We start from the raw sequence: 25,584 nt of genomic DNA, 5'->3' as shown, positions 1-25,584 counted from the left end.
TTTGAATTAGTACGTCAAGCTCGCGGCGACGATGATGCCGACGACGAGTGATGCGGCGAACAAGCTGAAACCGATGGCCATGTTGCCGTTCTCGACTTCTTTTTCTAAGTTCACGCCTGGTGTAAGGACGTATTCAAACGTCCAGAACGCCAATACTTGAGCGACAATCCCGACAAGTCCCCAGATGAATGCATCGAGCAAGTTGACGCTGTTCGCCCAAACCGTATAGATGACGATGGCAAGTCCGAGCGCTTTCCCCCAAAGTTTCAAGGCGACGGCCATGTTGCCTTCTTTGATTAACTTGCGTTCCGAATATTTGGTCGTCAGGGCGAAGATGATGAGTCCCGCGAGAATGAGACCGAATCCTGTCCCGAGGTGGGCGAGGAAGCTTAAGATTGAATCGAGTGTGATGAATGTCATGAGTTCGTCTCCTTTTGTGTAGGTGTGCCAACGGCTAAGTAGTAAGATTGGTTGTTCGTGATCATGCTGCCGGCGCGAACGCCGAGTGCGGACGGGTGTCCATTCAAACAGAAACATCCGATCATGTAATGTGTCTCGACGCGACCCTTGACGGTCGTCGTCATCCGTTTCGGAAGTTCGATGAACTGTTGGTACACAGCCGTCTCTTCCGCATACGTTTGTAATGTTTCTCGGTGAAACGGTTGGCCATCTTTCGTATACAAGATGACGGAGTCTCCTTCACGTCCGAACGCCGGTTTTTTGACATAGTCCGATTCGCCGAGAAACGGTGTCTCATCTAAGTAAGTCGGTAAAAAATAGGTGTCGATGATGTCGCGCTCGGTTTCATCGAACAATGTCTCGGTCTCATACAATTCCCAAATGAGGGCTTGTACGCCTTTTGATTGCATGAGAAACGCAGAGAGGGGATTGAGCAGCGACACGTGCTTTTCCAGGTTCAGTTCAAGTAACCGAATGCCAATCAAGTCTCCGTCTGCTGACCGGTCGTCCACAAGATGCTCGATCGGATATGTTTGACGATACAAGATGTCAATCCGTTCGCCCGATGGTGTGTAGACGCCGTCTTCGTCGACGAGTAGGGCGTGCAACGGTACGAATTCAGACGGTAAATCGAGCGTCTCTTGCAGAAATCGTGCCGTCCATTTGTCTTCGATGTTATCATCATGTGCCGTAAAGACGATTTTTGGTGTGCCTTCTCGTTTGAGTCGATTCCACGCGGCGACGATCGCTTTCCGCAGCTCAATTTTCAGTTGGGCGGTGGCTTCTCTGTTCGGGTCAAGGAGACCAAACTCGGAAGCGACCACGCCGTTCACGTCAAAGAGCTCCTTAATAAAGGTCGGCGTATCTGCATTGAACTCCATCAATTTGAGTTGACCGTCTTTCATGATCCAATCGTAACGACCGATGATCGTCTCCTGCGGCATCGTCTTCTCCCGTAAGAACGGCAGACTCGCCTCAGGGTAACCAAGCAGTAAGAGCGTCTCGTCAGGTAGGGTGCGTAACAATTGATTCGTCTTCCGAAAAATCGAGTCAACCGCCTCGGTTGCCTCTCGGACAGAGGCAACCTGCGAGGCGGTCATCTCAAAACAATCGTACAAGGCATATTCTTCATCGTTTAAATCGGGCCAAAAATAAGGGATTTGACTGTAAAGTTCGTCACGCGTCATCCGCCAAATCCACCTTTAGAGCCACTGCCGAGTCCAGATTTTGACGACCCAGAATTAGAGCCTTTCGATACGGAACCGGTCGCACCACCGTTGGCTTTGTATGTCTTATATGACGAAGAGCTCTTCAATCCATTTTTTGAGCGGAACAGGCTACCGAGTAAGAAGTAGCTACCATAGTGCGGAGAGCGGTCGTCGTCACAATAATACGACTCGGTCTCGTCATCCCAGTCCCAATCGTCACATTCGTATCCGGTCGGTTCTTCCGGGAGTGCCGCCTCTTCATATTCATCCCCACCGCACGCGGCAAGGGAAGTGGTCAATACCGCAACGGATAGTCCGCTTAAAATTTTCTTGCTTGTCTTCATGTTGATTCCTCCAATTCATAACCAGTCGGTGTGACGTAGATAACATACACACCACGATCTTCATCTGTTTCTGCTGAATCGCGTTCATATTCTTTGCCGGCGACATATAAATACTGGCTCCCGAGCATAGCGAGCGCATCGAGGTGACGGTCGACGTAATAGGCCTCGAGTAACGGGTTGTCAAAACGGTCGTCAAGTGTACGAATCTCGACCTTGATCTCACTCGTTTCGTGTTTGTCGATCAGTCCTTCTGTGTAACGGTCGACATAAATCAAGAAGTATTGATCACCTTCTAAGGCGGATGAGCGTTGTTTATAGGTCATGCCGTCTTTGACGAAAAACTCACATTCACGACGAGCTAGCACTTCGTCTAAGCCGAGAGACGTGTAATGGTATAGTGGTTCGAACGATAATTCATTTTTATAGAGACGATACTCTAAGACGATGGAGTTCATAAGTCAGTCCTTCCTTTTTTCTTCTTATACGGAATCACCATCAAAATGGTTTCGTGAATCTTTTTGTGGTTACGTTTAGTATATAAGAGAGAAGGAGGGGGAAACAGTGCATATCTTATTTCGTGTGTGGAAAGGGTTAGCGAAATTATCATTTTTGAATGTCGTCTTAGCTTCGATTGGCATCATTATCTTAGGAACCGTGCTCGGTTATGTTTTAGAACCAGAGACATTCAGATCATTGTTTGATTCGTTCTGGTGGACGATGACGACATTGACGACCGTCGGATACGGGGACTTTTATCCATCCTCCGTGGCAGGGCGATGGCTCGGGATATTCTTATTCCTATTCGGGATTGGGATTATCGGGGCGTTGATTGGAAAATTGGTTGAAATCGGTGCGACGTTTCAACGGCTAAAACGGGAGGGAAGACTAGTGTATCGTGGAGAAGGACATTATGTGTATATCGGGTGGTCCCCGAAGACGAAGAAAGCAATCGATGAAGTGCTTAACTACGAACCGAAAGCAGAGATCGTATTGATTGATCAGTTAGTTGAGGAACCGTACGTGCACGATCAAGTTCACTTCGTATCAGGCGATGCTTCGGATGAAGCGGTATTGCTGCAAGCAAACGTCTTGAAGGCGCGACGCGTCGCGATTTTTGCGGATGCCCGTATCACGGAGACGTTACTCGCCGATGGGAAGTCGTTATTGATCGCGTCAGCGGTCGAGGCACTCTCTTCTGAGTATCAGGTGGACTTGCACACGGTCGTCGAAGTGTGTGAAGAAAGAAATATCTCGAAATTCAAACACGTCCGCGTCGACGATTTTATTTTAGCGAACGACTCGGTCTCCCTCTTGATGGCAAAAGCGACGTTACAACCTGGAACGACAGCAATTTTCCGTCAGTTGCTGAGCAAACAGTCAGGTGGGAACATTCAAGCGTTGAAACCAAAAGTCGAGTGGCAGAATGTTCGACAAGCAAATACAGCGTTACTTGAATCAGGGGTGACACTCATCGCGGTCAATGACCGCTTGGATGTGGCGACGATGCTCGATTTGCCGCTTCAGGAAACAGACATGTTATATGTCGTCTGTCATGACGATGTATTTGAACGATTATCGTAAGGAGTGAAACCATGCATAACGGAACGTTTATCCGAAAGATGACACGCATGCAAAACGTGCAACGATGGGACGAATATGCCCCCCATTATCATGATAATGCAGCGAGTCACAGCTTTCGTGTCGCGGTCTTCAGCTTGATCGCGGCTTATGTGGAAAAAGAGAACGGGCGTGAAGTCGACTTGCTCGATTTGCTCGGGAAAGCCATTTTCCACGATATGAATGAAGTACAAACGGGTCCGATCATGCACCGGACGAAAAAAGAACCGACCTTGATCGGTCACATCGAGCGTATGGAACGAACAGCGAGTCTCGGTCTTGTCGAGCTGCTGTCGCAATCATTACGTCCTCACTTTCATCGTTTCGTGGTGGAAGCGGAAGATGATTCGTTCGAAGGTCGAATCGTGGACGGGATTGATTCGTTCGATGCGATGTTGTTCGTGCGACGAGAAGTCGCGCACGGCTCTCCGCACTTTGATGACAAACTAGAAGAGATGAAAGCCGCACTCCGACATCATCCGATTGATTCGGTTCGCTGGCTGTTCGACCAGGTCGAGGCAGAAACGGATGTGTTGCGATTCATCGAGAACGTCATGCGGATGGATAGTGTCCGTCGCTGGAAAGGTCGCTTTAACACGATTGACGACAACGATGCGATTCATGGTTTCCGGGCTGCCGCGCTCGGTATGTTCAGTGGGCTCTTAGAGCGTGAGAAGTACGACGTCGATGTCGATGTCGCCGAACTCGTGGCTCGTCTTCTCTGTCACGATTTAGTTGAAGGGGTGACCGGAGACGTGCTCGGTCCAGTCAAACATTCGACGCAAGAGACGGGGGCTGCGTTTGAGGCATACGAGCGAGCGGAAAGTGAACGTCTGCTTGGACTGTTGCCTGAGTATATGCAACCGGCGTTCCGTCGATATATGGCTGACTCGAAAGACGATACGTATGAGGGAATGCTCGTCGATATGATGGACAAGCTTGATGCGCTCATCAAGATGAACATGGAGCGGAAGATGAACGGGGCCGAGTATGAGGTCACGTATCGCGAGCAGCTCCGTAAAGTCCAGATGCGATATGAGAATCCAAGCATGATTTTCTTCCTGGCGTATATCTTGCATGATTTAGACTATGTCACTAGTTAAAACCGTTTATCTTGAAGTCGCATACCTAAAAGGGTGCGGCTTTTTTTATATCATTTATTGACATATATCATTTAACGATATATATTGAGTGTAAGAAATATATCATTCAATGATATAGGAGGTGGAAAGATGCCGCGAACGGACTCATTAGAGTTAGGGGAACTGACGGATAGTATGTTTTATATCCTGTTGGCGCTCACGACGCCACGTCATGGCTATTTAGTCATGCAATTTGTCGAAGAGACCACGCGAGGGCGAATGCAAATTGGTCCGGCTTCGATGTATACGATTATCAAAAAGTTGTTGAACGCCGAACTGATTGAACCGATGGATGGGGACGGAAAGAAAAAGAACTATCGAATCACGAATAAAGGCCGCTCGATTTTAACGGATGATGTGAAGAGACGACAGGCGATGGTCGAAGATGCCTGTGCCATTTTGGATATGGAGGGATCAAGATGAGACAAAAGTATATGTCGAGCTGGGGATTGGCGTTTGCTGAAGAGCGTGAGATGCGGAAACTAGAACGAATGGCGGCCAAGGGATGGCATTTGAAGAAGTTTGCCCCGCTAGGATACACGCTCGTTGAAGGGGAACCGGAAGACGTTCAGTATAGTTTGGACTATCGTACTCGTCCAGACGAAGACTACTTTGACCTGTTTGCGTCGAGCGGGTGGGAACATGTCACATCAACCGGGGATGAGATTCATATTTTCAAAGGAAATCGAGATGCCAAGCCGATTTACTCGGATGTCGAAACAACAGAGGAAAAATATCATGACATGGAGCGTCAGATGGGAAGGGCTGCGCTCATCCTAGGTATTTTATGGATTGCCCTCTTTTCGTTGTTTCAGTTTGATTGGCCAACCGTTGTCGAGACAATATTGATTGGGATTCAACTACTCGTGACGATCGGTCTCGTGTTTACAGGACTTCCGTACATCGGCTACCGTTTCAAACGCAAACGAATTAGCCGGGAAGGATGACTAGGCGGATGGCACAAGCCATCCGTCTTTGTTTCGTTCGACTGAACTATTCGAATGAGAAATAGTTAGGGAGAGAGAACTGTTTTTTAGTGTCTATCTATGCAACAAAATCAAAATCCTTCACAATAATTAATGCAAGCGTTTTCGTTAACTATTTGAGGAGGAATGAAGGATGTTGAAGAAACGACAAGGGATTGCTGTCCTAGCTGGAGTGACATCAATTGCACTGCTTTCAGGGCAACCGGTCGCACAGGCAGCGACCCCACAGAACGGTACGATGATGCAATATTTTGAATGGTACGTTCCAAACGATGGGCAACACTGGAACCGACTCTCGAATGATTCGCAGCATTTGAAAGACATCGGGATCTCCACGGTTTGGATTCCGCCGGCGTATAAAGGGACGTCTCAAAATGATGTTGGATACGGGGCCTATGATTTGTATGATTTAGGAGAGTTCAATCAAAAAGGGACGACTCGGACAAAGTATGGAACAAAAGCGCAGCTACAGTCGGCGATCTCCAACTTACGCGGGAAAGGGATTGGCGTATATGGGGATGTCGTCATGAACCATAAAGGCGGAGCGGATTATACCGAGTCCGTTCAAGCGGTCGAGGTCAATCCTTCTAACCGAAATCAAGAGACGTCTGGGGAATATGCCATTTCTGCCTGGACGGGATTCAACTTTGCGGGCCGCAACAATACATACTCCCCGTTCAAGTGGCGTTGGTATCACTTTGACGGGACTGATTGGGATCAGTCACGGAGTTTGAGCCGTATCTACAAATTCAAGAGCACGGGTAAAGCATGGGACAGTGAAGTGTCGGGTGAGAACGGGAACTATGACTACTTGATGTACGCCGATGTCGATTTTGAGCATCCGGAAGTACGTCAGGAGATGAAAAACTGGGGGAAATGGTACGCAGATTCACTCGGATTGGACGGCTTCCGACTTGATGCGGTGAAGCATATCAATCATTCATACTTAAAGGAATGGGTGACGAGTGTTCGTCAGGCAACCGGAAAAGAGATGTTCACTGTTGCGGAGTATTGGAAGAATGACTTAGGGGCCATCAATGATTACTTGGCCAAGACGGGCTACACTCATTCCGTATTCGATGTACCACTCCATTACAATTTCCAAGCGGCAGGGAATGGTGGCGGTTACTATGACATGCGGAACATTTTAAAAGGTACGGTCGTCGAGCAGCATCCTACACTCGCTGTCACCATTGTCGACAACCATGACTCACAACCAGGGCAGTCACTGGAATCAACGGTCGCGAATTGGTTCAAACCGCTTGCCTATGCGACCATCATGACACGCGGTCAAGGATATCCAGCACTCTTCTACGGAGATTATTATGGAACGAAAGGGACGACGAACCGTGAAATCCCGAATATGTCAGCGTCGCTTCAGCCGATTTTGAAAGCGCGTAAAGATTTCGCCTACGGCACACAACATGATTACATCAATCACCAAGACGTCATCGGGTGGACACGTGAAGGGGTGACGGACCGTGCGAAGTCTGGTCTTGCGACGATTTTGTCGGACGGATCAGGCGGGTCGAAATGGATGTATGTCGGAAAACAGAATGCAGGGGAAGTGTGGAAAGACATGACAGGAAATAACGGACGTCTCGTGACGATCAATGCGGACGGTTGGGGCGAGTTCTTCGTCAACGGTGGCTCGGTTTCCATCTATACGCAACAATGAATCAGTTAGACTTGTCTCTAAAGATAGGGGCGAGTCTTTTTTCTGAATTTTCACCACATAAGTTTTATACGTGATATAATGACCTAGTGTTAATTCTTGATAGGGAATACTTCCGATCCATGAATTCACATTGAACAACGTTGGTTGTTGGTTTTATCTATATTTTTGCGTTGTGACGCTGTTGAATTCAAGGAGGTTGTTATGAGTAAAGAAAAGATTGCACAATTAAGAAAGCACGTCTCGCCGTTTGAAAAGTCCGATATTCGGATCAGTGTGCGGCAGATGATCAATACGATTTTACCGTTTCTCGTATCGTGGTTTTTAGCGTACCAACTACTGAGTGTCTCGATTTTCCTGACATTGCCGTTCACGCTGATTGCAGCAGGATTTGTCGTGCGGATGTTCATCATCTTCCATGACTGTACGCACGGTTCATTCTTTAAAAATAAGAAGGCGAACGCCATTGTCGGAACCATCACAGGGGTCTTGACGTTATTCCCATACGAGAAGTGGAAGCGGGAGCATGCGATTCATCATGCATCGAGTGGAAATTTGGATAAACGGGGTGTCGGCGACATCTGGGTCATGACGATTGAGGAGTACATAGAAGCGTCAAAATGGACTCGTTTAAAGTATCGCCTATATCGTCATCCGCTCGTTATGTTCGGTCTCGGACCACTTTGGCTTATTCTCGTCACGAGTCGTTTCAACCGAAAGGACGCGCGGAAAAAAGAACGACACAACACGTATCTCATCAATATCTCTCTCGTCGTCCTATATAGCGCGCTCATCTATCTGATTGGTTGGCAAGCGTTCTTGATCGTTCAAGGCACGACGATGTTCATCGCCGGTGTGCTTGGAATCTGGTTGTTCTATGTCCAGCATACGTTTGAAGATTCATACTTCGAAGATGAGCAGGAGTGGGATTATGTGAAGGCGGCCATTGAAGGAAGTTCGTATTATGAGTTGCCGAAAGTGCTTCAATGGGTGACGGGGAATATCGGATTCCACCACGTGCACCATTTGAGTCCACGCGTGCCGAACTATCATCTAGAGAAAGCACATACGTCGACACCGCCGTTACAACGGGCAACGACAATCGGACTGTTTTCAAGTTTGAAATCGTTACGCTACAAATTGTATGATGCGAACAACAAAACATTCGTCACGTTCCGAGAAGTGCGCCATCTGTTGCGCCGAACAAACACGGCATAAAAAAAGATTGTCCCTGATCAAAAGGGACAATCTTTTTAGCGTTTCCAGACCCATTCATCACTCTCGTACTTCTTGACGAGCAAATCGATTTCGGCTTGCTGTTCTTTCGTGAAGACAAGCGGTTCGAACGTTAACGAGAACGCGTCCTTGAAACCGGTCTCGAATGCGGCCGCTACTTCGTCAAAGGAAACGAAACGCTTTAACGTGTCGTTCAAGGCGACGGCTTTTTCGCTGAAGCGGGTTTTGGCTTCGTGTTTCTCCGTCTCATCCATCGCGAAACAGTCAAACAACACCTCATCATCGACGGAGAGAGGAATCGAACCATGTTGAAGCACGGCCCCTTGATGGCGCACTTGTGCACTACCCGCGATCTTCTTCCCGTCGACAGCAAGCTCATAGTATGAAGCAGCATCGAAGCAGACGGCCGATTTTGGTTTGCGGAGCGCTTCGCGATCCTCTTCCGTCAATGGTACCGAAAATTCGGCGGGGACGCCGAGTTCGTGATATCCGCGGCGAACCCCTTCCGTGAGTAGGCGATAGCTCTCGATGATATTCGTCGGGAGGGCAGGGGTCGATTCAGGCAAGATGACGCTATACGTCAACTCATCCGCATGCAACACGGCACGTCCCCCTGTTAAGCGACGAACGACCGGAATATTGTTCGCTTTGAGGGCGTCCCGGTCCAAGTCACGCGTCGCTCGCTGGAAACGTCCGACGCTGATTGCATGAGGTGCCCATGAATAAAAACGAAGCGTCGGTTTGAGCTCTCCCTTCGCGACCCAATTGGCGATGGCTTCATCAATCGCCATATTTTCGGCCGGGGAAGTCGATTCAGTTCTAAGTAAATGCCACGTCGTACCAGTCATAATCTCTCTTCTTTCTGTTAGTCGATTGGCAACATCGTGTGGCGACGCGCCTTGTGTACTTGCTCATCCGCATGGTATGACGAACGGACGAGTGGACCAGCCTCACAATGTGAGAATCCTTTTGATAGAGCGATCTCTTTCAACTCGGCGAACTCGTCTGGATGGTAGTAACGTTCCACCTCAAGGTGTTTCTTCGTCGGCTGCAAGTATTGACCGAGCGTCAAAATATCGACATTGTGCGCGCGTAGGTCATCCATCGCTTCAATCAATTCCTCTTTCGTCTCCCCAAGTCCGACCATGATCGATGACTTCGTCGGGATATCCGGGTTCAATTCTTTCGAACGCTTCAAGAACTCGAGTGTGCGGTCATATGTTGCTTTCGCACGAACTCTCGGTGTGAGGCGACGGACTGTCTCTAAGTTATGGTTCATGATGTCAGGACCCGCATCAATCAACGTCTGCAAGGCAGAGAAATCACCCATCATGTCTGACGGGAGCACCTCAATCGATGTCTCCGGGTTCATGGCGCGAACCGCGCGAACCGTTTCTGCGAAGACGGTAGCCCCGTAATCGTTCAAATCGTCACGTGCGACAGCCGTGATGACGACGTGTTTCAAGTTCATGAGTCGAACCGATTCGGCGACACGTTTTGGCTCTTCCCAATCGAGCTCGTTCGGTTTTCCGGTCGTGACGGCACAAAAACGGCAAGCACGTGTACAGATGCTTCCGAGAATCATGAAGGTCGCAGTCCGACGTACTGCCCAACATTCATGGATGTTCGGACATTTTGCTTCCTCACATACCGTATGTAAATTTTTCTCGCGCATCATTTTCTTTAGGCCGGTATACGTGTCGTTCGTGTTTAATTTAATCTTTAACCATTCCGGCTTACGCTTCAGTTCCCCTCTTGCCACAATAATTTCCCCCTTTTTGAAAGTTAACCTGTATCGAATTGAGTTTACCAAAAAACGAATCAAAAACGAACCACAGAAATTATTGGTTTTGCCAATACAGTTCACTGTGTATCAAAACAGAAACATTGTTTCAAAATGGTTACGCTTTCACTTGAACAATTGTTTCTAAAAAGTGGAGTTGCTATACTGTTGTTGACCACCTGAATAAGGACCAAATGTAACTGATGCGATCAGGCATGGGGTGAACGAGCGTTGATGAGGCAACGCTTCTTCCTCCATGCCTTTTCGTTTGGGGGTCAGCCAAATTTGACTAAGGGGAGTGGGAACATGAACAAGGCACTGAATTGGACGGCAACACTCGGATTGACGACGGCATTGCTCGTCTCGTCGGTTCCAGCAGCAGACGCGGTCGTGGCGGAAGGGACGCCGACGATATCGATTGACCAGCGCGTCAACACGAAGCTAGAGTCGATGACGCTCGAACAAAAAGTCGGGCAGATGATCATGCCGGACTTCCGATTATGGAACGGGGCGAACCATACATTTCTTGCACCGGAAGTGGCGCGTGTCATCGATCGTTTCGATCTCGGTGGAGTGATATTGTTTGCTGAGAACGTGAAGGAAACGGAACAGACGACGAAACTCGTTCATGATTTGCAAGAAGTCGTGAAACAAGATGCCAGCAATGATGTCCCGTTATTCGTCACGATCGACCAAGAAGGTGGGATTGTGACACGACTTGGGACGGGAACGAATTTACCGGGGAATATGGCACTCGGGGCCACACGTAACAGTCAATATGCCTATGATGCAGGGAAAATCATCGGTTCTGAATTGAACGCACTCGGGGTAAACGTGAACTTCGGACCGGTACTTGACGTCAACAACAATCCGGGGAATCCGGTCATCGGCGTCCGTTCGTTCTCGAGCGACCCTGAACTAGTCGGGGAACTCGGTTCCGCGATGACACAAGGTATTCAAGACCAAGGTGTTGCCGCAACGGCGAAACATTTCCCAGGTCATGGCGATACGGCCGTCGACTCGCATTATGGGTTACCGGTTGTCGATAAATCACTCGACGAGTTGCGTGGTCTCGAGTTGTTACCGTTCAAACGTGCCATCACAGAAGGAATCGACATGATCATGACGGCGCATATCGGGATGCCACAAATCGAGGACGAGGTCGTCGAATCAGAACGCGGCACGTTCCCACTCCCGGCGACGCTTTCGGATGATGTCATCACGGGAGTGCTTCGTGAGGAACTTGGATATGAAGGAATCGTGGTGACCGACGCACTCAACATGCAAGCCATCGCAGACAATTTTACGGAAGCAGAGGCGGTCATCAAGACGTTCGAAGCAGGGGTCGACATCGCGCTCATGCCGACGATTTTACGCTCGGAAGCAGATGTGATCAAACTCGAAGCAATCTTTGAGGAAGTCATTGCGGCAGTGAAGGATGGACGTTTATCGGAGGCGACCATCGATGAATCAGTGGAACGCATTTTAAAACTGAAAGCAGAGCGTGGCATTTGGGGAGAAACGACGGACTCCACGACGCTCGAGATGAAGCTCGCAGAAGCGAATGCGACGGTAGGAAGCGCTGAGCATAAAGTGAAGGAACGTGAAATCGCGGAGGCGGCAGTCACTCTCGTGAAGAACGAGAAGAAGACGCTTCCATTCAAACCGAAAAAAGGAGACACGGTGCTCGTCTTGTCGCCAGCGAAAGACCAAACGGATAGCATGGTGAAAACAATCAAGTCACTAGAAAAGAATGCAGGGAATATGAAAGACGTGAACGTCATCACGGCCAACTACTCAGCATCAACGCCGCGTCTAAATCAAAATCCGGCACTACGGCAACAAGTTGAGGTGGCTGACTATATCATCGTCGGTTCGAACGTGAACAACAGCGCGAAATTAAAACCGACATCAGCTGATCATTATGTACCGGCCGAAGTGTTCCGTTATGCAAATGAGACAGGGAAACAATCGGTTTTACTCAGTTTGCGCAACCCATACGACATTGCCGTTCAACCGGATGCCCCGGCACATCTCTTAATCTATGGATTCAAAGGCGATCCGAACGGTCCAGATTCGGAGGCGGGCAACTTGAAGTCGGCAGGTCCGAACTTACCGGCAGGCATTCGTGCCATCTTCGGTGAAGTGAAGCCACAAGGGAAGTTGCCGGTAGATGTACCGAAATTTGTGGACGGTGTGTTCCAAGACGAAAATTACGCGCAGTTCGGTGATGGATTTAAAAACTGGAATCGCTAAAACGAAAATGAGCTCGCCCGAAAATCGGGAGAGCTCATTTTTTCATGCCTCGAAATAGGCGATGACGAGTAGACCGGGACCGGTGTGGGCACCGATGGCAGACCCGACCAGTGTCTTCGTGATGTGCTTCGGTTCGAGATGTTCGCGGACTATCTTCTCGAACTGTTCGGCTTTTTCTAGGTCGTCACCATGACCGATGAAGAGGTCTCCGTTCTCGACGATCGACTTCGATTCGACTGTCCATTCGACCATCCGGCGCATGACCTTTTTATGACCACGCACCTTTTCAATCGGGACGAGCTTGCCGTCCTCGACCGTCAATAACGGTAAAATCGTCAACAAGTCTCCGATGAAAGCACTCGCCTTCGAGACACGTCCGCCCCGCATCAAATATTCGAGCGATTCGACCGTGAACAAGTGGCGGACTTTGCCGACGAGTGAAGTAGCATACGTGACCGTTTCTTCGTACGTATGGTCTTGTCCGTACTCTGCGACCGTCTTGACGAACAATGCCTGTCCGACAGAGGCGGTCCGTGTATCGAGAACCGTGAATGTACTGTCTGGATATTCTTCTTTCAACATTTCGCCGACCATGACAGCGGTTTGGTATGTACCGGAGAGTTCTCCGGAGAAAGCGAGATATAAGAACGGGATTCCAGCCTCGAGATGCTGACGGAAACAGTGTTCGATTCGTGACGTCTCGATTTGGAACGTCTTTGGCGTCTTACCCTGACGCATCGCATCGTATACTTCTTTCGGTTGAATCGTTTCGCCGTCTAAAAATTCTTCGTTGTCGATGATGACACCGAGCGGTAAAATCTCAAGACCGTATTCGATGATTTGATCGTGTGTCAAATCGGCCCCGGTGTCTGTGATCAGTTTAAACATTGGATGAATCACTCCTCTGTTAGTTGTTGTTCAATGTCGCGTAACGGTTCATTCCGTTTCCACATGCGTTCGAGCTGACTTGCAAACATCGTTTGCTCGTCTGCCGTCAGTGCCGCGTTTTGAAGCGAACTGACAGTGGAAAGAACGCGGTAGGCTCGAGTGAGGACATCTTGCACGGTAAGCGGGATTCCAAGCAAGTCTTCAAGCGAAGCCATCGTTTCCGGTACAATGGTAGGGTACGTGAACTTTGTCACTTCTCCTTGAATGGAAAGGTTGTAAAAGTCACGGATGATTTCAGCACGTGCGCTCCCGCTCTGTCTTACGCTCAAGTAAATTTGAACGGCGACACCGCCACGGACGCGTCGTTGCGAAATCCCAGCGAACTTTTTGCCGTCGATCGACAAGTCGAAACTTCCAGGACAGTATGAGCCGACGACTTCACCTGGGACGATGTCATTCGTGACGTCTTGGAACATGTGTTGGATGAGCGAGGTCATAGCCTCATAGCCGCTGTCGATTTGAATCCCGTCCTTCTCTGGTAAAATTAAAGAAAGGTTGAGGACGTCATCGTCTAGCACCACGGCTAAACCGCCTGAGTTTCGGACGACGGGACGGAATCCATGTTCATGTAAATAACGAATTCCCTCTTTCAAATGAGGCAGCCGAGCATCCTGGATTCCGAGTACAATCGTATCGGTGTGCACCCATGCCCGCAAGACGGCACCTCGTTCTTGCGTTGACGCACATAACGTATCATCGGTCGCAAACGATTGTTCCGCTTGAAACATCGTGCCAAGACTCGACTGATCGATGATGCGATAGCTCGGTTGTTGTAACAATGGATGGATCATATACATTAATTCCTTTTCACAAAAAATTTTCCTCCTCATTATAGCATGGAGGGAACGATTAGTTTGAAGTCGAATCTAGAACATAACGAAACGTAGGAGGGCATGTCATGTACTCGTCTCGAGGACAACTATCTGGATCGAAAGTATTCAAGGATCCGGTACATCGATATATTTATGTTTACGATCACCTCATTTGGGAGCTGATCAATACAAAAGAGTTTCAGCGTTTGCGTCGCATCAAACAACTTGGAACGTCATTTTTGACGTTTCATGGCGCGGAGCACACGCGATTCCATCACTCGCTCGGCGTATATGAAATCGCACGCCAGTTAATCGATCAGTTCCAACAGTATCCGGAATGGGACGACCGCGACCGTGAACTACTGTTGGCAGCAGCGCTCTTGCACGATGTCGGACACGGTCCATTCTCGCACGCGTTCGAGCACGTCTTTTCCGTTCGTCATGAAGTGTGGACGGAGCGCATCATTTTAGGGGAAACCGAAGTAAATAGGGTTTTATCTGAGATGGGTGTCGGGTTTGCCGAAGAAGTGGCCTCCATCATCAATAAGACGCATCCGAATCGCTTGATCGTCAATATGCTCAGCTCACAGCTTGATGTCGACCGGATGGACTATTTGTTACGCGACGCTCACTTTGCGGGTGTCAGTTATGGAAAGTTTGATTTAGAACGCATGTTGCGCGTCTTGCGTCCGGATGAAGACCAAGTCGTGGTCAAGCAGTCTGGGATGCATACGATTGAAGACTATATTATGCGTCGCTATCAAATGTATTGGCAAGTGTACCTTCATCCGGCGACACGGTCGAGCGATCTCCTCTTGAAAGCGATTCTTGAGCGGGCACAGGAGCTCTATGAGAGTGGATACGAGTTTAACATGACGCCGAAACACTTCTTGCCGATTTTTGAACGCGCCGGTATGTCACTCGAACAATATTTGAAATTGGATGAGACGGTCGTCTACTTCTATTTCCAAGAATGGATGGAAGAAGACGACGCGATTCTAGCCGATTTGGCGAGTCGATTCGTGAATCGCCGATTATTAAAATATAAGAACTTCCCGGAAGCGAATCGTGTTCGTTATATGGAGCGCTTGCGACAGACGATGGAGACGATTGGGCTTCCACCGACATACTATCTGCTTGAAGATCAATTGAGTCAGTTGCCATACGACTTATATAAGGGACAAGGCAAATATGAGGGGATTTATTTACAGATGAATGACGGGGAGCGAAAAGAGATTTCAGAGGTCTCGATGCTCGTCCAGTCGATTTTGAACTCGAGGCAGTCGGATGAAAAAATTTATTATCCGGAAGATGTGTTGTTGAATTTAAAAGATTATGCGAATGAAAAATCGTGGATTTTATCGACATTGAAGGACGATTAAACACGCAAAGGGGCGTGACACGATGGAGATTGCGACACTGATTGGTGGAATCGGGATTTTTTTACTCGGGATGACGTTACTGACAGATACGCTCAAAAAATGGGCTGGTACACGATTGCGTCATCGGTTGAATCAATTCACCGACGGCTCTTTATCAGGGGCGACTCTCGGCGCAATGCTGACGACCCTGTTTCAATCTTCTTCGGTGACGACACTGATGACGATTGGGTTTGTGAGCGCGGGGCTTCTCACGTTCACGCAATCGTTACCTCTCGTAATTGGCGCAAACGTAGGCAGCGCGACGACGGGATGGATCATTGCCATCCTCGGCTATAACTTAGACGTGCGCCAGTTGTTTTTGCCGATCATTGGAATCGGGATGGCGTTTCGTCTATCCAGTCCGCGCCTTCGCCGTGTGGGACTGTTGCTCGTCAGTATCGGGTTGATCTTTGTTGGGATTGGGACACTTCAAGAAGCGATGCGGGATGTCGTCACGTTCTCGTTTGGCTCGGCCGGTGAGATGACCGTTCTGCATCAGGCACTTCTGATTGGAATCGGATTTATGATGACCGCCGTCCTTCAGTCATCGACGATTGGACTCGTGCTAACGATGACGGCTCTCGCGACGGCGGCGATTTCACTCCCGCAAGCCGCTTATTTGGTGCTTGGTCAAAGTGCGGGGACGAGCCTCGTCGTGGCACTCGGTTCAATCGGAGGCTGGAAGTCAGCCCGACGCATTGTATTGGGGCATGCCATCTACCACGTGTCAATCGTCCTCATCGGATGGCTGACGTTCCCTGTTCTCTTCGAGGTCGTCAATCGAGTAGCCGATTGGTTCAACTGGAACGACTTATTACGTCTCGCCTTATTCCATACGACATTCCATCTACTAGGTGTGATCTTATTCCTACCATTTTATCAAACGTTCGCACGGCGATTACTGAAGTGGATTCCGAGTCGCTCCGAAAAATTGACACGTCTGCTCGATAAAAACATGTCACAACTCCCGACGGTCGCTCTTGAAGCGGCACGACGCTCTTTACTTGAAATCGAACGATATTTAGGAAATGAGACGGAATTGCTTGTCCGAGAGGGACGTCTTCGTGAAGATGAATTGACGCTCGTCGACAAGACGTTGAGTGATGTCCGTGTCTTTTTGAGCACGATACGTCTTGAAGATGAAGGAAAGCAAAATGATTATGGCCAACATCTATCCCTCTTGCATACGATCGATCATCTGGAACGCTGGTTATATGTCTTGCGAGAAGTCGAACCGGTCCACGCACTTCGGGACACCGACTTTTTAGCGGCACGAGAACTCGTATTGCATGAGCTTGACCTTGTGAATCAACTGAATCATCATACGCCACCAGAGGATTCGAAGCTGTGGAAACAGGCCTCAAAACAACTGGCGGAATATCGAAAAGCACATCGCTCGGAGCTGCTAGAAGAAACGGCGGCGAATCAGTTGGAGATGGACCAGACAATTCAAAAAGTGCAAGTACTGCTCTGGCTCGACCGTATCGGCTACCACATCTGGCGAGCGACACGTCACTTGATTAAGCCGACCGTACCGAGTGAACGGTTCGACGTGAACCGAGAAGACTAGAACAAAAAACGGACTCCATATCAGGAGTCCGTTCGTCACTTACTTCTTATCTGCGTGCATTACACCGGCTTGTCCGTAATGTGTCGCATCCATCTCTTCGATGAAGACGGTGATGTTTTCTTTTGGCGCATTCGTCGTCTCGGAGACGGCATCCGTCACCTTTTCGATTAATGCACGTTTTTGTTCCACGGTACGGCCCGGGAGCATTTTTACCGTTACATAAGGCATGGGTCATTCCTCCTTTGCTGAAGTCTCTTTCATTGTAGAGAATCCCCTTCCTCTAGAAAAGAAAATTCTCATTTACCGAGAAACATGAGCTCACTTTTACCGGATTTGGGGTAATAAACAAGACAGAGCGAATGTAGGAGGAATCGGGATGAAGTGGAAAGGAAGACAACAGAGCCGAAACGTCGAGGATCGACGTGGCCGTAGCATCGGAGGGAAGGGGATTGCCGGGGTCGGGGGTGGTCTCGGATTGATTCTCGTCATCGTCTTTACATTATTGAATGGGGGAAGCCCGACGGATCTCGTCAACAACATCGGAATCGGGGAACCTCAATCGGAGGGGACGTATACGGGAACTGCTCGTGAAGAGGAGATGGCAGATTTCGTAGCGGTCGTCTTGAAGGATACAGAAGAAGTGTGGACAGACATCTTCGCTGAAAATGGGATGACGTATGAAGAGCCGACGCTCGTCCTATTTTCCGGACAGGTTGAATCCGCTTGTGGTATTGCTGGCTCGGCTGTTGGTCCGTTCTATTGTCCCGGCGACCAAAAATTATATATCGATTTGAGTTTTTATGATGAACTGAGTCAACGTTTCAATGCACCAGGGGATTTTGCGATGGCTTATGTCGTCGCCCATGAGGTCGGGCATCACGTCCAGACGCTTCTCGGGACGACAGAAGAAATCATGCCGCTTCGGAACGAGATGAGCGAGACCGAATTCAATCGCTATCTCGTCCGCTTTGAGTTGCAGGCAGACTACTATGCAGGCGTATGGGCCCATCACGCGCAAGGGTTAGGGTATCTTGAAGCGGGGGACGTGGAAGAAGCGATGAATGCCGCGCATCAGATTGGCGATGACACGCTGCAGCGTCAGGCACGTGGATATGTGACGCCAGACTCGTTCACACATGGGACATCGGAACAACGCATGCGTTGGTTCGAGAGAGGATTTGAGAACGGATCGATTCAAGGTGGTGACACGTTCAATACGAACAACTTATAGATCGGGCGTACGCTCGATCTTTTTAGGTGATTGGAATATGGGGAAGGAATCCGCTATCATAAAAGAACAACAGTTGCAGGAAGGGGATGACCAAATGGAATCCTTACTTACGAAAATTGATTTAGCGAAAGAGGATATGACAGCGGTCGAAAAGAAGATCGCCGACTATATTTTGTCCCATTCAACGCTCATTCCAAACATGACGACAAAAGAGCTTGCGCAAAAGACGGATGTATCCGAGGCGAGTATCGTTCGTTTCGCACGAGTCGTCGGGATTGATAGTTTTAAAGCGTTCAAGCTCGCGCTCGTGAAAGACTTGGCTGTCACGGAGACGACGCTGACGGACTTCAACGTCCTCCAGCAAAAGGACACGCCGTATGACTCGTTCCAAAAAGTCATCCATGTGAATAAAGGAGCCATCGAGGCGTGCGCCGAAGCGATGGACAAACGAGAACTTGAACATGCGGTGGACTTGTTCGCTCGTGCAAACCGCGTCATCTTTTACGGAGTCGGGGGGTCTTCGACGGCGGCAATTGATGCGCAATATAAGTTCACGAAACTGGGATATGCGGCCACGACCTCTCCCGATTTTCATTATATGTTGTCGCTGATTCCGCATTTAGGAAAGTCTGATGTATTCGTCGCAATCAGCACGTCCGGTCGAACGAAAGATGTGCTCGAGCTTGTCCGATTTGCGAAAAAGAAACGTGTTCCGGTCATCGCCATCACTAACCTCGACAAATCACCGCTTTACCGAGAAGCGGACGTTCGACTCTGTACACCGAACGTCGAGAGCGACTTCCGAATCGCGAGCATCGCCTCACGGATGACACAATTGACGATTGTCGATACGTTATATATGGGACTCCTCCACCGGAAGGGAGAAGGGTTGATTGATCGGTACGCAGAAGCCCGTGATGAGATGGTGAAACTACGCCGATGATTCGACCTTATACGGCCGAAGATCGTCAAGAATTGCAACGCTTTTTGATGGACCAGCGCACATTCGCAAGATTGAATGAACAGATAGTCGAGATGTTTCGTGACGAGAACGTGGCAGATTTTGAAGAAGAAGGTACGATTAGCCTGATTTTTCGTGAAGAAGAGCGAATCGTGGCAATCGCCGACCTCTTAAAAAAACATCCGATCGATGGCTCGCTTTGGCTTGGTTTGTTCGTTGTCGAAGAATCTCTCCATGGGACAGGTTTGGCGCAAACGTTGTATGAACAATTGGAAGACCAATATATGCGCCCGTATCAGACGGTATTTCGATTAGGTGTCCTTCCAAACAATCTCCGCGCTCGTCGGTTCTGGGAGCGAAACGGATACGTGTATGAGAAGGATTCGATCACGAATAAAGGAACACGCGTGCACGTCTTGAAAAAACGACTCATTCGTTCAGAGTGAGTTTTTCTTTAAAGTTTATTTGAAATTAAATTTCATAAAAATTAAATTATAAATTGACTTTAAATTTCAATATAGTACGATTAAATCATAGAGAAGAAAGGATGGTGGCGATGCTAGATAAACTGGCTACAGAAAGACGGAATGAACGAACGATGCACCTGGACGAGATGTCGATTGAGGAACGATTGGCGATTATGAATGCAGAGGATCAACAAGTTCCTCAAGTGATTCAAGAGCAACTCCCGGTCATCACAAAAGTCGTGGAGCGAGTCATCGCATCCTTTCGTAAAGGCGGTCGCTTGATTTATATCGGTGCAGGTACGAGCGGACGTTTAGGAATTCTAGATGCAGCAGAGTGTGTGCCGACGTTTGGCGTATCACCTAATCAAGTCATCGGACTGATTGCCGGCGGCGAACGCGCGCTCATTCAGGCCGTCGAGGGAGCAGAAGACAGTAAGGAATTGGCGGTCACAGATTTGAAAGCGCTTCATTTGACGGCAGAGGATACAGTCGTTGGGATTGCAGCGAGCGGTCGAACGCCATATGTGGTCGGAGGTCTCGATTACGCACGAGAACTCGGTGCCACAACAGCTTCAATTTCATGTAATCGCGATGCAGTCATCAGTCGACATGCGGATTACCCGATTGAAGTGGAAACGGGACCGGAAGTACTGACCGGTTCAACGAGATTGAAGGCGGGAACAGCACAGAAACTTGTCCTCAACATGATTTCGACGACGTCGATGATTGGAGTAGGGAAAGTGTATCAAAACTTGATGGTTGATGTGCAACCGACGAATGAAAAGCTAGAAGTGCGTGCCAAGCGGATGATTGCAGAAGCGACAGGGGTCGACATGCAAATGGCCGCGCGTTATTTTGCTTCATCCAAGGGGCACGTCAAAACGGCGATTGTCATGATTTTAGCGGACGTCTCTTATGAGGAGGCTGTCAAACGATTAGAGCGCGCGAACGGATTCGTCCGCGAGGCGCTATAAGGGGGAAATCGAGATGAAGAAAGAAGAGGTTTTAGCACGGGATATCCTCGCACATGTCGGGGGGAAAGAGAACATCCGTCAACTCGCGCATTGTATGACACGTGTTCGACTGACGCTGAAAGATGGAACGAAGGCAGACATTGACGCATTGAAAAAGATTGACGGGGTCATGGGTGTCATCAATGATGAGACGCTGCAAATCGTCGTCGGCCCAGGTACTGTGAATCGGGTCGCGGATTATATGAGTCATGAGACAGGGCTCGCAATCGGGGAAGAGTCGGTTGATGCGAACCTGACGTTAGAGGAGCGTGCGGCGATCGAACGCCAGAAGGTGAAAGAAAAACAAAAGTCACCGTTCAAACGATTCCTTCGTCGCCTCGGGAATATCTTCATTCCGCTCATTCCGGGACTTGTCGCATCGGGAATCATTAACGGGGCTGCGAACTTTGCCGTCAACGCCGGCGTCGACCGGACGGAGACGTGGATGCAGATTCTACTCGTGCTCGGTAGCACGGTCTTCGCGTATTTGGCCATCCTTGTCGGTTGGAACACGGCAAAAGAATTTGGAGGAACGCCGGTACTCGGGGCGATTGCCGGGGGGATTCTGTTCAACCCACTCCTCGCGGACATCGTCATTTATGGGGAGCCGCTCGTCGTCGGGCGTGGTGGATTATTCGGTGTTATTTTTGCCGGTTGGCTCATGACGTATATCGAGAAGCACATTCGTCGCTTCATGCCGGTATCCATTGATATTATTTTCACACCACTCTTTACAGTCTTGATCGTTGGATTTACTGCTTTATATGCGATCATGCCGGTCGCTGGCGTATTGTCAGACGGTATCATGCGAGGAATCAATGCGACGCTTGAATTCGGGGGACCTGTCGCAGGGGCACTCTTGGCCGGATTCTTCTTACCGCTTGTCATGGTCGGATTGCATCACGGTTTGACGCCAATCCATTTGGAACTGTTGAACACGGTCGGAACGACGGCCCTTCTCCCAATCTTGGCGATGGCCGGGGCGGGTCAAGTCGGTGCAGCGCTTGCTATTTTTGTGAAGACGCGCAACCCACGCCTTCGTAACATTATCAAAGGGGCCATTCCGGTAGGTTTCCTTGGAATCGGGGAGCCGCTCCTATACGGGGTCACGCTTCCGCTTGGACGTCCCTTCTTGACAGCGTGTCTCGGGGCCGCGGTCGGTGGTGCTTTCCAAGCGACGATGAAGACAGCGGCGCTCGGGGTTGGTGTTTCCGGTCTATCGCTCACACCATTGATTGATAATGGCATGTATTTGACGTACATTGCCGGACTATTGATTTCATATACGGCAGGCTTCCTGTTCACTTATTTCTTCGGTTTCAAAGAAGAGATGGCAGACGGGATTTAATAAAAAAAGATGGCTCCAGTCGAGTCATCTTTTTCTCTACTTTTGGAAAGGTGGATTCACATGAGAGGAATTTCGGTTTACTTAAGTGAGGAACTGACACTTGATTCGATGGCTTGGATGGAACGCATGCGAGAGGCAGGGTTTACGAGCATCTTCACGTCGCTCCATATTCCGGAAGACGATCCGACAACTTATACGGAACGACTTCAGCAATTAGGTGCGTTGGCAAGTCGTCTAAAGATGGAACTCGTGGCGGATATCGCTCCATCGTCTCTACAGGTACTCGGTAAGACTTGGGATGATGCTCATGCGCTGTTGGAGTGGGGTGTCACCGGGTTACGTGTTGACTATGGTGTCACACCGAAACAAGTGGCGGATTTATCACGACATATGATGGTCGCCCTCAATGCGAGTACGCTCACGGAAGCAGAGCTTGAAGAGATGCTACGACAAGGGCTACGACGTGAGCATGTCGAAGCGTGGCATAACTTTTATCCTCGTCCGGAAACAGGACTCGAGCGTTCTTGGTTTGATGAAAGAAACGCCTGGTTACATGCGCAAGGAATACGGGTACAAGCATTCATCCCTGGAGATGAACGGTTACGTGGCCCCCTTCATGAGACATTACCGACACTCGAGATGCACCGCCACCAATCTCCGTTTTCGTGTTATATCGATTTACAAGCGACGGTCGATCGAATCTTGATTGGAGATCCGTGTATATCCAATCAGACGATGCGACAGTTTCGGGAGTACGACGAGGGCGTCATCGTTCTTCGAGCGACCACACGAAATCATGATGATTCGGTTCCAACAAGTCACACGAATCGGATGGACCCAGCCCGGGACGTCATCCGTTCGGTCGAATCGAGAGCGTATGGACGACCTGGGGACCATTTGATTCAACCGCGAGATACAGAAGAAAGAATGCTCGGCAGTATCACGATCGACAATGAACGTTACGGTCGTTATGCAGGGGAACTGCAAATAACGAAGCGGGATTTGCCGGCAGATGAGCGCGTCAATGTCATCGGAAGGATCATTGAAGAAGATCGTTCATTAATCCAACAGATCGGTCCAGGAGGACGCTTTCAAATCGAATGGGTGTGACTCAGGATTGCCACCATCCTATGTCATTGTGTACAGTAGAGAGGGAGGGTGGAACATGAAAGACATTAATTTTAATATTATTTCAGACGATGCGACGGACGGACACGGTGGTTTTGGTGTCGGTTCGCTTAGTTTAAATAACATGTCTCCGGTCATCATCGATGTCGAAGAAGGCGTTGCAACAATCGATATGGGAGCGATGCACGCCAAGTCTGCCATCGAGAAACGGATTAAGTTTTTGACGGACCCGGAAGCGGTACCGAACGGGAAACCGTATTGGATCGTGTGGGTGACGGTCGGTCGAAAACCAGAAGGCTTTTATTATGGCGGTGTCGCGGCATGTGACATGTTAGTTGACGTGGAAGCGAGACGGGGTTATAAATTATTACCGTATCACGTCAATCAAATGGACAAATCGTTAAAGGGTCGGATTTTAATCGACATGATGGACGCTCCGTCCCGCGACGTTTTAGCGAACTTCTTACAAGAACATCGCCCTGAGATTTGGGCAAACTCGACTGAACTTCATGCAGAGCTCGAGCGCTTAGGCGTCGAGTAAAAAGATTGGACGAATTTTCGTCTCCAATCTTTTTTGTTTCGCATTTTTGGGAGTAACAGGAAATTATGTAACTGAAGAGATATTCAGTTGTAATTGTATGAAAATTCAGTATTATGATATACTGACTACATTGTGAAAAAAAGAAAGGGTGATACGATGAGCGAAACGAAAAAAATCTTAATCGGTCTCGCGCTAGGTGTTGTTGTTGGTCTCGGATTGGCGGGCTTGCCGGATAATGTTTATGAGATTGTGAATCCGTATATTTTATCTCCGGTCGGAACGATCTTTTTGAATTTAATTAAAATGTTAGTCGTACCGATTGTCTTCTTCTCGATTATTTTAGGCGTCATGGGTCTCGGGGACCCGAAAGAACTAGGTCGAGTCGGGTCGAAGTCGATTCTGTTCTTCTTAGCGACGACAGCGCTCGCGATCATGTTAGCGATGGGTGTTGCATCCGTCTTACAGCCAGGGGAGCGTGGGGACTTCCCAACGACAGGTCTTGAATTTGAATCAACAGCGACCGAGGAATCGTCTAATATCGTACAGACATTCGTCAATATGATTCCAACGAATCCGATTACGGCGCTCGCTGAAGGAAACATGCTTCAAATCATCGTCTTTGCGGCATTGATTGGGTTTGCGTTGATTGCCCTCGGGGACAAGGCGAAGACGTGGCGTCAATTCGTCAAACAAGGCGATCGCATCATGATGCACCTCATTCATCTCGTGATGAAGCTCGCTCCATACGGCGCATTCGCATTAATTGCTTCTGCAATCGGAGGCATCGGTCTTGATGCCGTCGTCGCGATGGCGTGGTATATGATTGCCGTCGTCTTGACGTTATTCTTGCATGCCACGATTGTCTACGGGGCAGCAGTATATTTCATCGGGAAGATGAGCCCGGTCTTCTTCTTCAAGAACTTCTATGAGGCGATGACCTTTGCGTTCTCGACATCTTCGTCGAATGCGACGCTTCCGGTATCGATGGAAGTCGCGCAGACGAAACTCGGTGTGCCGCGTTCGATTTCATCGTTCGTGCAACCACTCGGGGCAACGGTCAACATGGACGGAACGGCGATCATGCAAGGGGTTGCGACGATTTTCATCGCGCAAGTGTTCGCTTCTGACTTAACAATGACTCAGTTGTTGACGGTCGTCATCACGGCGGTCCTCGCTTCGATCGGTACAGCGGGTGTACCGGGAGTCGGACTTGTCATGCTTGCGCTTGTGCTTCAGTCAGTCAACTTACCGGTAGAGGGAATCGCCCTCATTATCGGGGTCGACCGTATTCTCGATATGCTTCGCACATCTGTCAACATCACGGGGGATGCGGCATGTGCGGTTGTCGTTTCGAAATTGGAAGAAAAACATTTACCACCAGTCGACGAAGACTCGTGGGATGAAGCAGGCGCGACCTCTTCATCATCGCTATGATATA

General features: G+C 49.1%; 26 protein-coding genes. 17 read left to right on the top strand and 9 right to left on the bottom strand.

From position 1 onward, the window contains the following. Nucleotides 1-6: 6 nt before the first annotated feature. The 4 genes from BV910_RS13420 to BV910_RS13405 are packed head-to-tail and all read right to left on the bottom strand — an operon-like array spanning nt 7 to nt 2,466. The gene (locus BV910_RS13420) at nt 7-420 is read right to left on the bottom strand and encodes a DUF350 domain-containing protein (RefSeq protein WP_074035708.1); all 414 of its coding nucleotides are present in this window, start codon (nt 418-420) and stop codon (nt 7-9) included. Beyond that, nucleotides 417-1,646 carry a glutathionylspermidine synthase family protein gene (locus BV910_RS13415; protein ID WP_078147728.1) on the bottom strand — a complete coding sequence of 410 codons (1,230 nt, stop codon included), beginning with the start codon at nt 1,644-1,646 and terminating at the stop codon, nt 417-419. The genes BV910_RS13420 and BV910_RS13415 overlap by 4 nt, the downstream gene beginning before the upstream one ends. Beyond that, entirely contained in the window at nt 1,643-2,011 is a 369-nt protein-coding gene (locus tag BV910_RS13410; protein ID WP_078147727.1) for a hypothetical protein, read from the bottom strand. Before BV910_RS13410 ends, BV910_RS13415 begins: the two co-directional genes overlap by 4 nt. Then, nucleotides 2,008-2,466: a hypothetical protein gene (locus BV910_RS13405; RefSeq protein WP_078147726.1), complete on the bottom strand. Its 459-nt coding sequence runs from the start codon at nt 2,464-2,466 to the stop codon at nt 2,008-2,010. Before BV910_RS13405 ends, BV910_RS13410 begins: the two co-directional genes overlap by 4 nt. Nucleotides 2,467-2,572: 106 nt before the next feature. On the opposite strand from BV910_RS13405, the gene BV910_RS13400 reads away from it, so the two are divergent. The 6 genes from BV910_RS13400 (at nt 2,573) to desA (ending at nt 8,649) form a co-directional block, all read left to right on the top strand. Continuing rightward, nucleotides 2,573-3,592, top strand: coding sequence for an ion channel (locus tag BV910_RS13400; RefSeq protein ID WP_078147725.1), 1,020 nt, complete (start codon nt 2,573-2,575; stop codon nt 3,590-3,592). A gap of 11 nt (nt 3,593-3,603) precedes the next feature. Then, nucleotides 3,604-4,731, top strand: coding sequence for a YfbR-like 5'-deoxynucleotidase (locus tag BV910_RS13395; RefSeq protein WP_078147724.1), 1,128 nt, complete (start codon nt 3,604-3,606; stop codon nt 4,729-4,731). Between the two features lie 129 nt (nt 4,732-4,860). Next, on the top strand, nt 4,861-5,193 hold the full coding sequence (locus BV910_RS13390) for a PadR family transcriptional regulator (protein WP_012727454.1): 333 nt from the start codon (nt 4,861-4,863) through the stop codon (nt 5,191-5,193). Then, nucleotides 5,190-5,717, top strand: a complete 528-nt coding sequence (locus BV910_RS13385) for a DUF2812 domain-containing protein (protein ID WP_078147723.1) — start codon at nt 5,190-5,192, stop codon at nt 5,715-5,717. Before BV910_RS13390 ends, BV910_RS13385 begins: the two co-directional genes overlap by 4 nt. Before the next feature lie 175 nt (nt 5,718-5,892). After that, nucleotides 5,893-7,434 (top strand): alpha-amylase, encoded by a 1,542-nt coding sequence (amyS, locus tag BV910_RS13380; protein WP_370148226.1) that lies wholly within the window; start codon nt 5,893-5,895, stop codon nt 7,432-7,434. A gap of 201 nt (nt 7,435-7,635) precedes the next feature. Next, complete coding sequence (gene desA / locus BV910_RS13375; RefSeq protein WP_078147721.1) at nt 7,636-8,649, top strand: Delta(5) desaturase DesA; 1,014 nt, start codon at nt 7,636-7,638, stop codon at nt 8,647-8,649. 35 nt (nt 8,650-8,684) lie between these two features. On the opposite strand, the gene BV910_RS13370 is transcribed toward desA, so the two are convergent. Both BV910_RS13370 and lipA read right to left on the bottom strand, forming a co-directional pair. Continuing rightward, nucleotides 8,685-9,515, bottom strand: coding sequence for a lipoate--protein ligase family protein (locus tag BV910_RS13370; RefSeq protein WP_078147720.1), 831 nt, complete (start codon nt 9,513-9,515; stop codon nt 8,685-8,687). A 17-nt stretch (nt 9,516-9,532) separates the two neighbouring features. Then, nucleotides 9,533-10,468: a lipoyl synthase gene (lipA, locus tag BV910_RS13365; protein ID WP_324292278.1), complete on the bottom strand. Its 936-nt coding sequence runs from the start codon at nt 10,466-10,468 to the stop codon at nt 9,533-9,535. A 288-nt stretch (nt 10,469-10,756) separates the two neighbouring features. Here lipA and BV910_RS13360 point away from each other — a divergent pair, with 288 nt between their 5' ends. Beyond that, complete coding sequence (locus BV910_RS13360) at nt 10,757-12,706, top strand: glycoside hydrolase family 3 protein (protein ID WP_078147719.1); 1,950 nt, start codon at nt 10,757-10,759, stop codon at nt 12,704-12,706. A 42-nt stretch (nt 12,707-12,748) separates the two neighbouring features. Here the strand turns inward: BV910_RS13360 and BV910_RS13355 are convergent, their stop codons facing one another. Together BV910_RS13355 and BV910_RS13350 are read right to left on the bottom strand one after the other, a co-directional pair. Beyond that, complete coding sequence (locus BV910_RS13355) at nt 12,749-13,594, bottom strand: DegV family protein (protein WP_078147718.1); 846 nt, start codon at nt 13,592-13,594, stop codon at nt 12,749-12,751. Between the two features lie 8 nt (nt 13,595-13,602). Continuing rightward, on the bottom strand, nt 13,603-14,451 hold the full coding sequence (locus BV910_RS13350) for a lipoate--protein ligase family protein (protein ID WP_078147717.1): 849 nt from the start codon (nt 14,449-14,451) through the stop codon (nt 13,603-13,605). 101 nt (nt 14,452-14,552) lie between these two features. Between BV910_RS13350 and BV910_RS13345 the strand changes: the two genes are divergently transcribed. Continuing rightward, nucleotides 14,553-15,848, top strand: a complete 1,296-nt coding sequence (locus BV910_RS13345; protein WP_031422133.1) for an HD domain-containing protein — start codon at nt 14,553-14,555, stop codon at nt 15,846-15,848. A gap of 22 nt (nt 15,849-15,870) precedes the next feature. Next, nucleotides 15,871-17,457: a Na/Pi cotransporter family protein gene (locus BV910_RS13340; protein ID WP_078147716.1), complete on the top strand. Its 1,587-nt coding sequence runs from the start codon at nt 15,871-15,873 to the stop codon at nt 17,455-17,457. A 39-nt stretch (nt 17,458-17,496) separates the two neighbouring features. On the opposite strand, the gene BV910_RS13335 is transcribed toward BV910_RS13340, so the two are convergent. Further along, on the bottom strand, nt 17,497-17,685 hold the full coding sequence (locus BV910_RS13335) for a 2-hydroxymuconate tautomerase (protein ID WP_012727443.1): 189 nt from the start codon (nt 17,683-17,685) through the stop codon (nt 17,497-17,499). 148 nt (nt 17,686-17,833) lie between these two features. Between BV910_RS13335 and ypfJ the strand changes: the two genes are divergently transcribed. The 8 genes from ypfJ to BV910_RS13295 all read left to right on the top strand — a co-directional run bounded on the left by ypfJ (nt 17,834) and on the right by BV910_RS13295 (nt 25,580). Then, nucleotides 17,834-18,688 (top strand): KPN_02809 family neutral zinc metallopeptidase, encoded by an 855-nt coding sequence (gene ypfJ / locus BV910_RS13330; RefSeq protein ID WP_012727442.1) that lies wholly within the window; start codon nt 17,834-17,836, stop codon nt 18,686-18,688. Between the two features lie 94 nt (nt 18,689-18,782). Next, nucleotides 18,783-19,631: a MurR/RpiR family transcriptional regulator gene (locus BV910_RS13325; protein ID WP_078147953.1), complete on the top strand. Its 849-nt coding sequence runs from the start codon at nt 18,783-18,785 to the stop codon at nt 19,629-19,631. Next, on the top strand, nt 19,628-20,095 hold the full coding sequence (locus BV910_RS13320; protein ID WP_078147715.1) for a GNAT family N-acetyltransferase: 468 nt from the start codon (nt 19,628-19,630) through the stop codon (nt 20,093-20,095). Before BV910_RS13325 ends, BV910_RS13320 begins: the two co-directional genes overlap by 4 nt. A 101-nt stretch (nt 20,096-20,196) precedes the next feature. Further along, on the top strand, nt 20,197-21,090 hold the full coding sequence (gene murQ / locus BV910_RS13315; RefSeq protein ID WP_078147714.1) for an N-acetylmuramic acid 6-phosphate etherase: 894 nt from the start codon (nt 20,197-20,199) through the stop codon (nt 21,088-21,090). A 13-nt stretch (nt 21,091-21,103) separates the two neighbouring features. Beyond that, entirely contained in the window at nt 21,104-22,477 is a 1,374-nt protein-coding gene (locus tag BV910_RS13310) for a PTS transporter subunit EIIC (RefSeq protein WP_078147713.1), read from the top strand. Nucleotides 22,478-22,537: 60 nt separating this feature from the next. After that, nucleotides 22,538-23,587 (top strand): DUF871 domain-containing protein, encoded by a 1,050-nt coding sequence (locus tag BV910_RS13305; RefSeq protein WP_078147712.1) that lies wholly within the window; start codon nt 22,538-22,540, stop codon nt 23,585-23,587. Between the two features lie 55 nt (nt 23,588-23,642). Next, nucleotides 23,643-24,146 carry a YwhD family protein gene (locus BV910_RS13300; protein ID WP_078147711.1) on the top strand — a complete coding sequence of 168 codons (504 nt, stop codon included), beginning with the start codon at nt 23,643-23,645 and terminating at the stop codon, nt 24,144-24,146. Between the two features lie 156 nt (nt 24,147-24,302). Then, the gene (locus BV910_RS13295) at nt 24,303-25,580 is read left to right on the top strand and encodes a dicarboxylate/amino acid:cation symporter (protein ID WP_078147710.1); all 1,278 of its coding nucleotides are present in this window, start codon (nt 24,303-24,305) and stop codon (nt 25,578-25,580) included. The last annotated feature ends 4 nt before the right edge of the window (nt 25,581-25,584 follow it).

This window comes from Exiguobacterium sp. HVEsp1 (assembly GCF_002009685.1).
Classification (GTDB): Bacteria; Bacillota; Bacilli; order Exiguobacteriales; family Exiguobacteriaceae; genus Exiguobacterium; species Exiguobacterium profundum.
The sequence above is the reverse complement of the archived record's forward strand: the minus strand, read 5'-3'. Positions and strand labels throughout refer to the sequence as shown.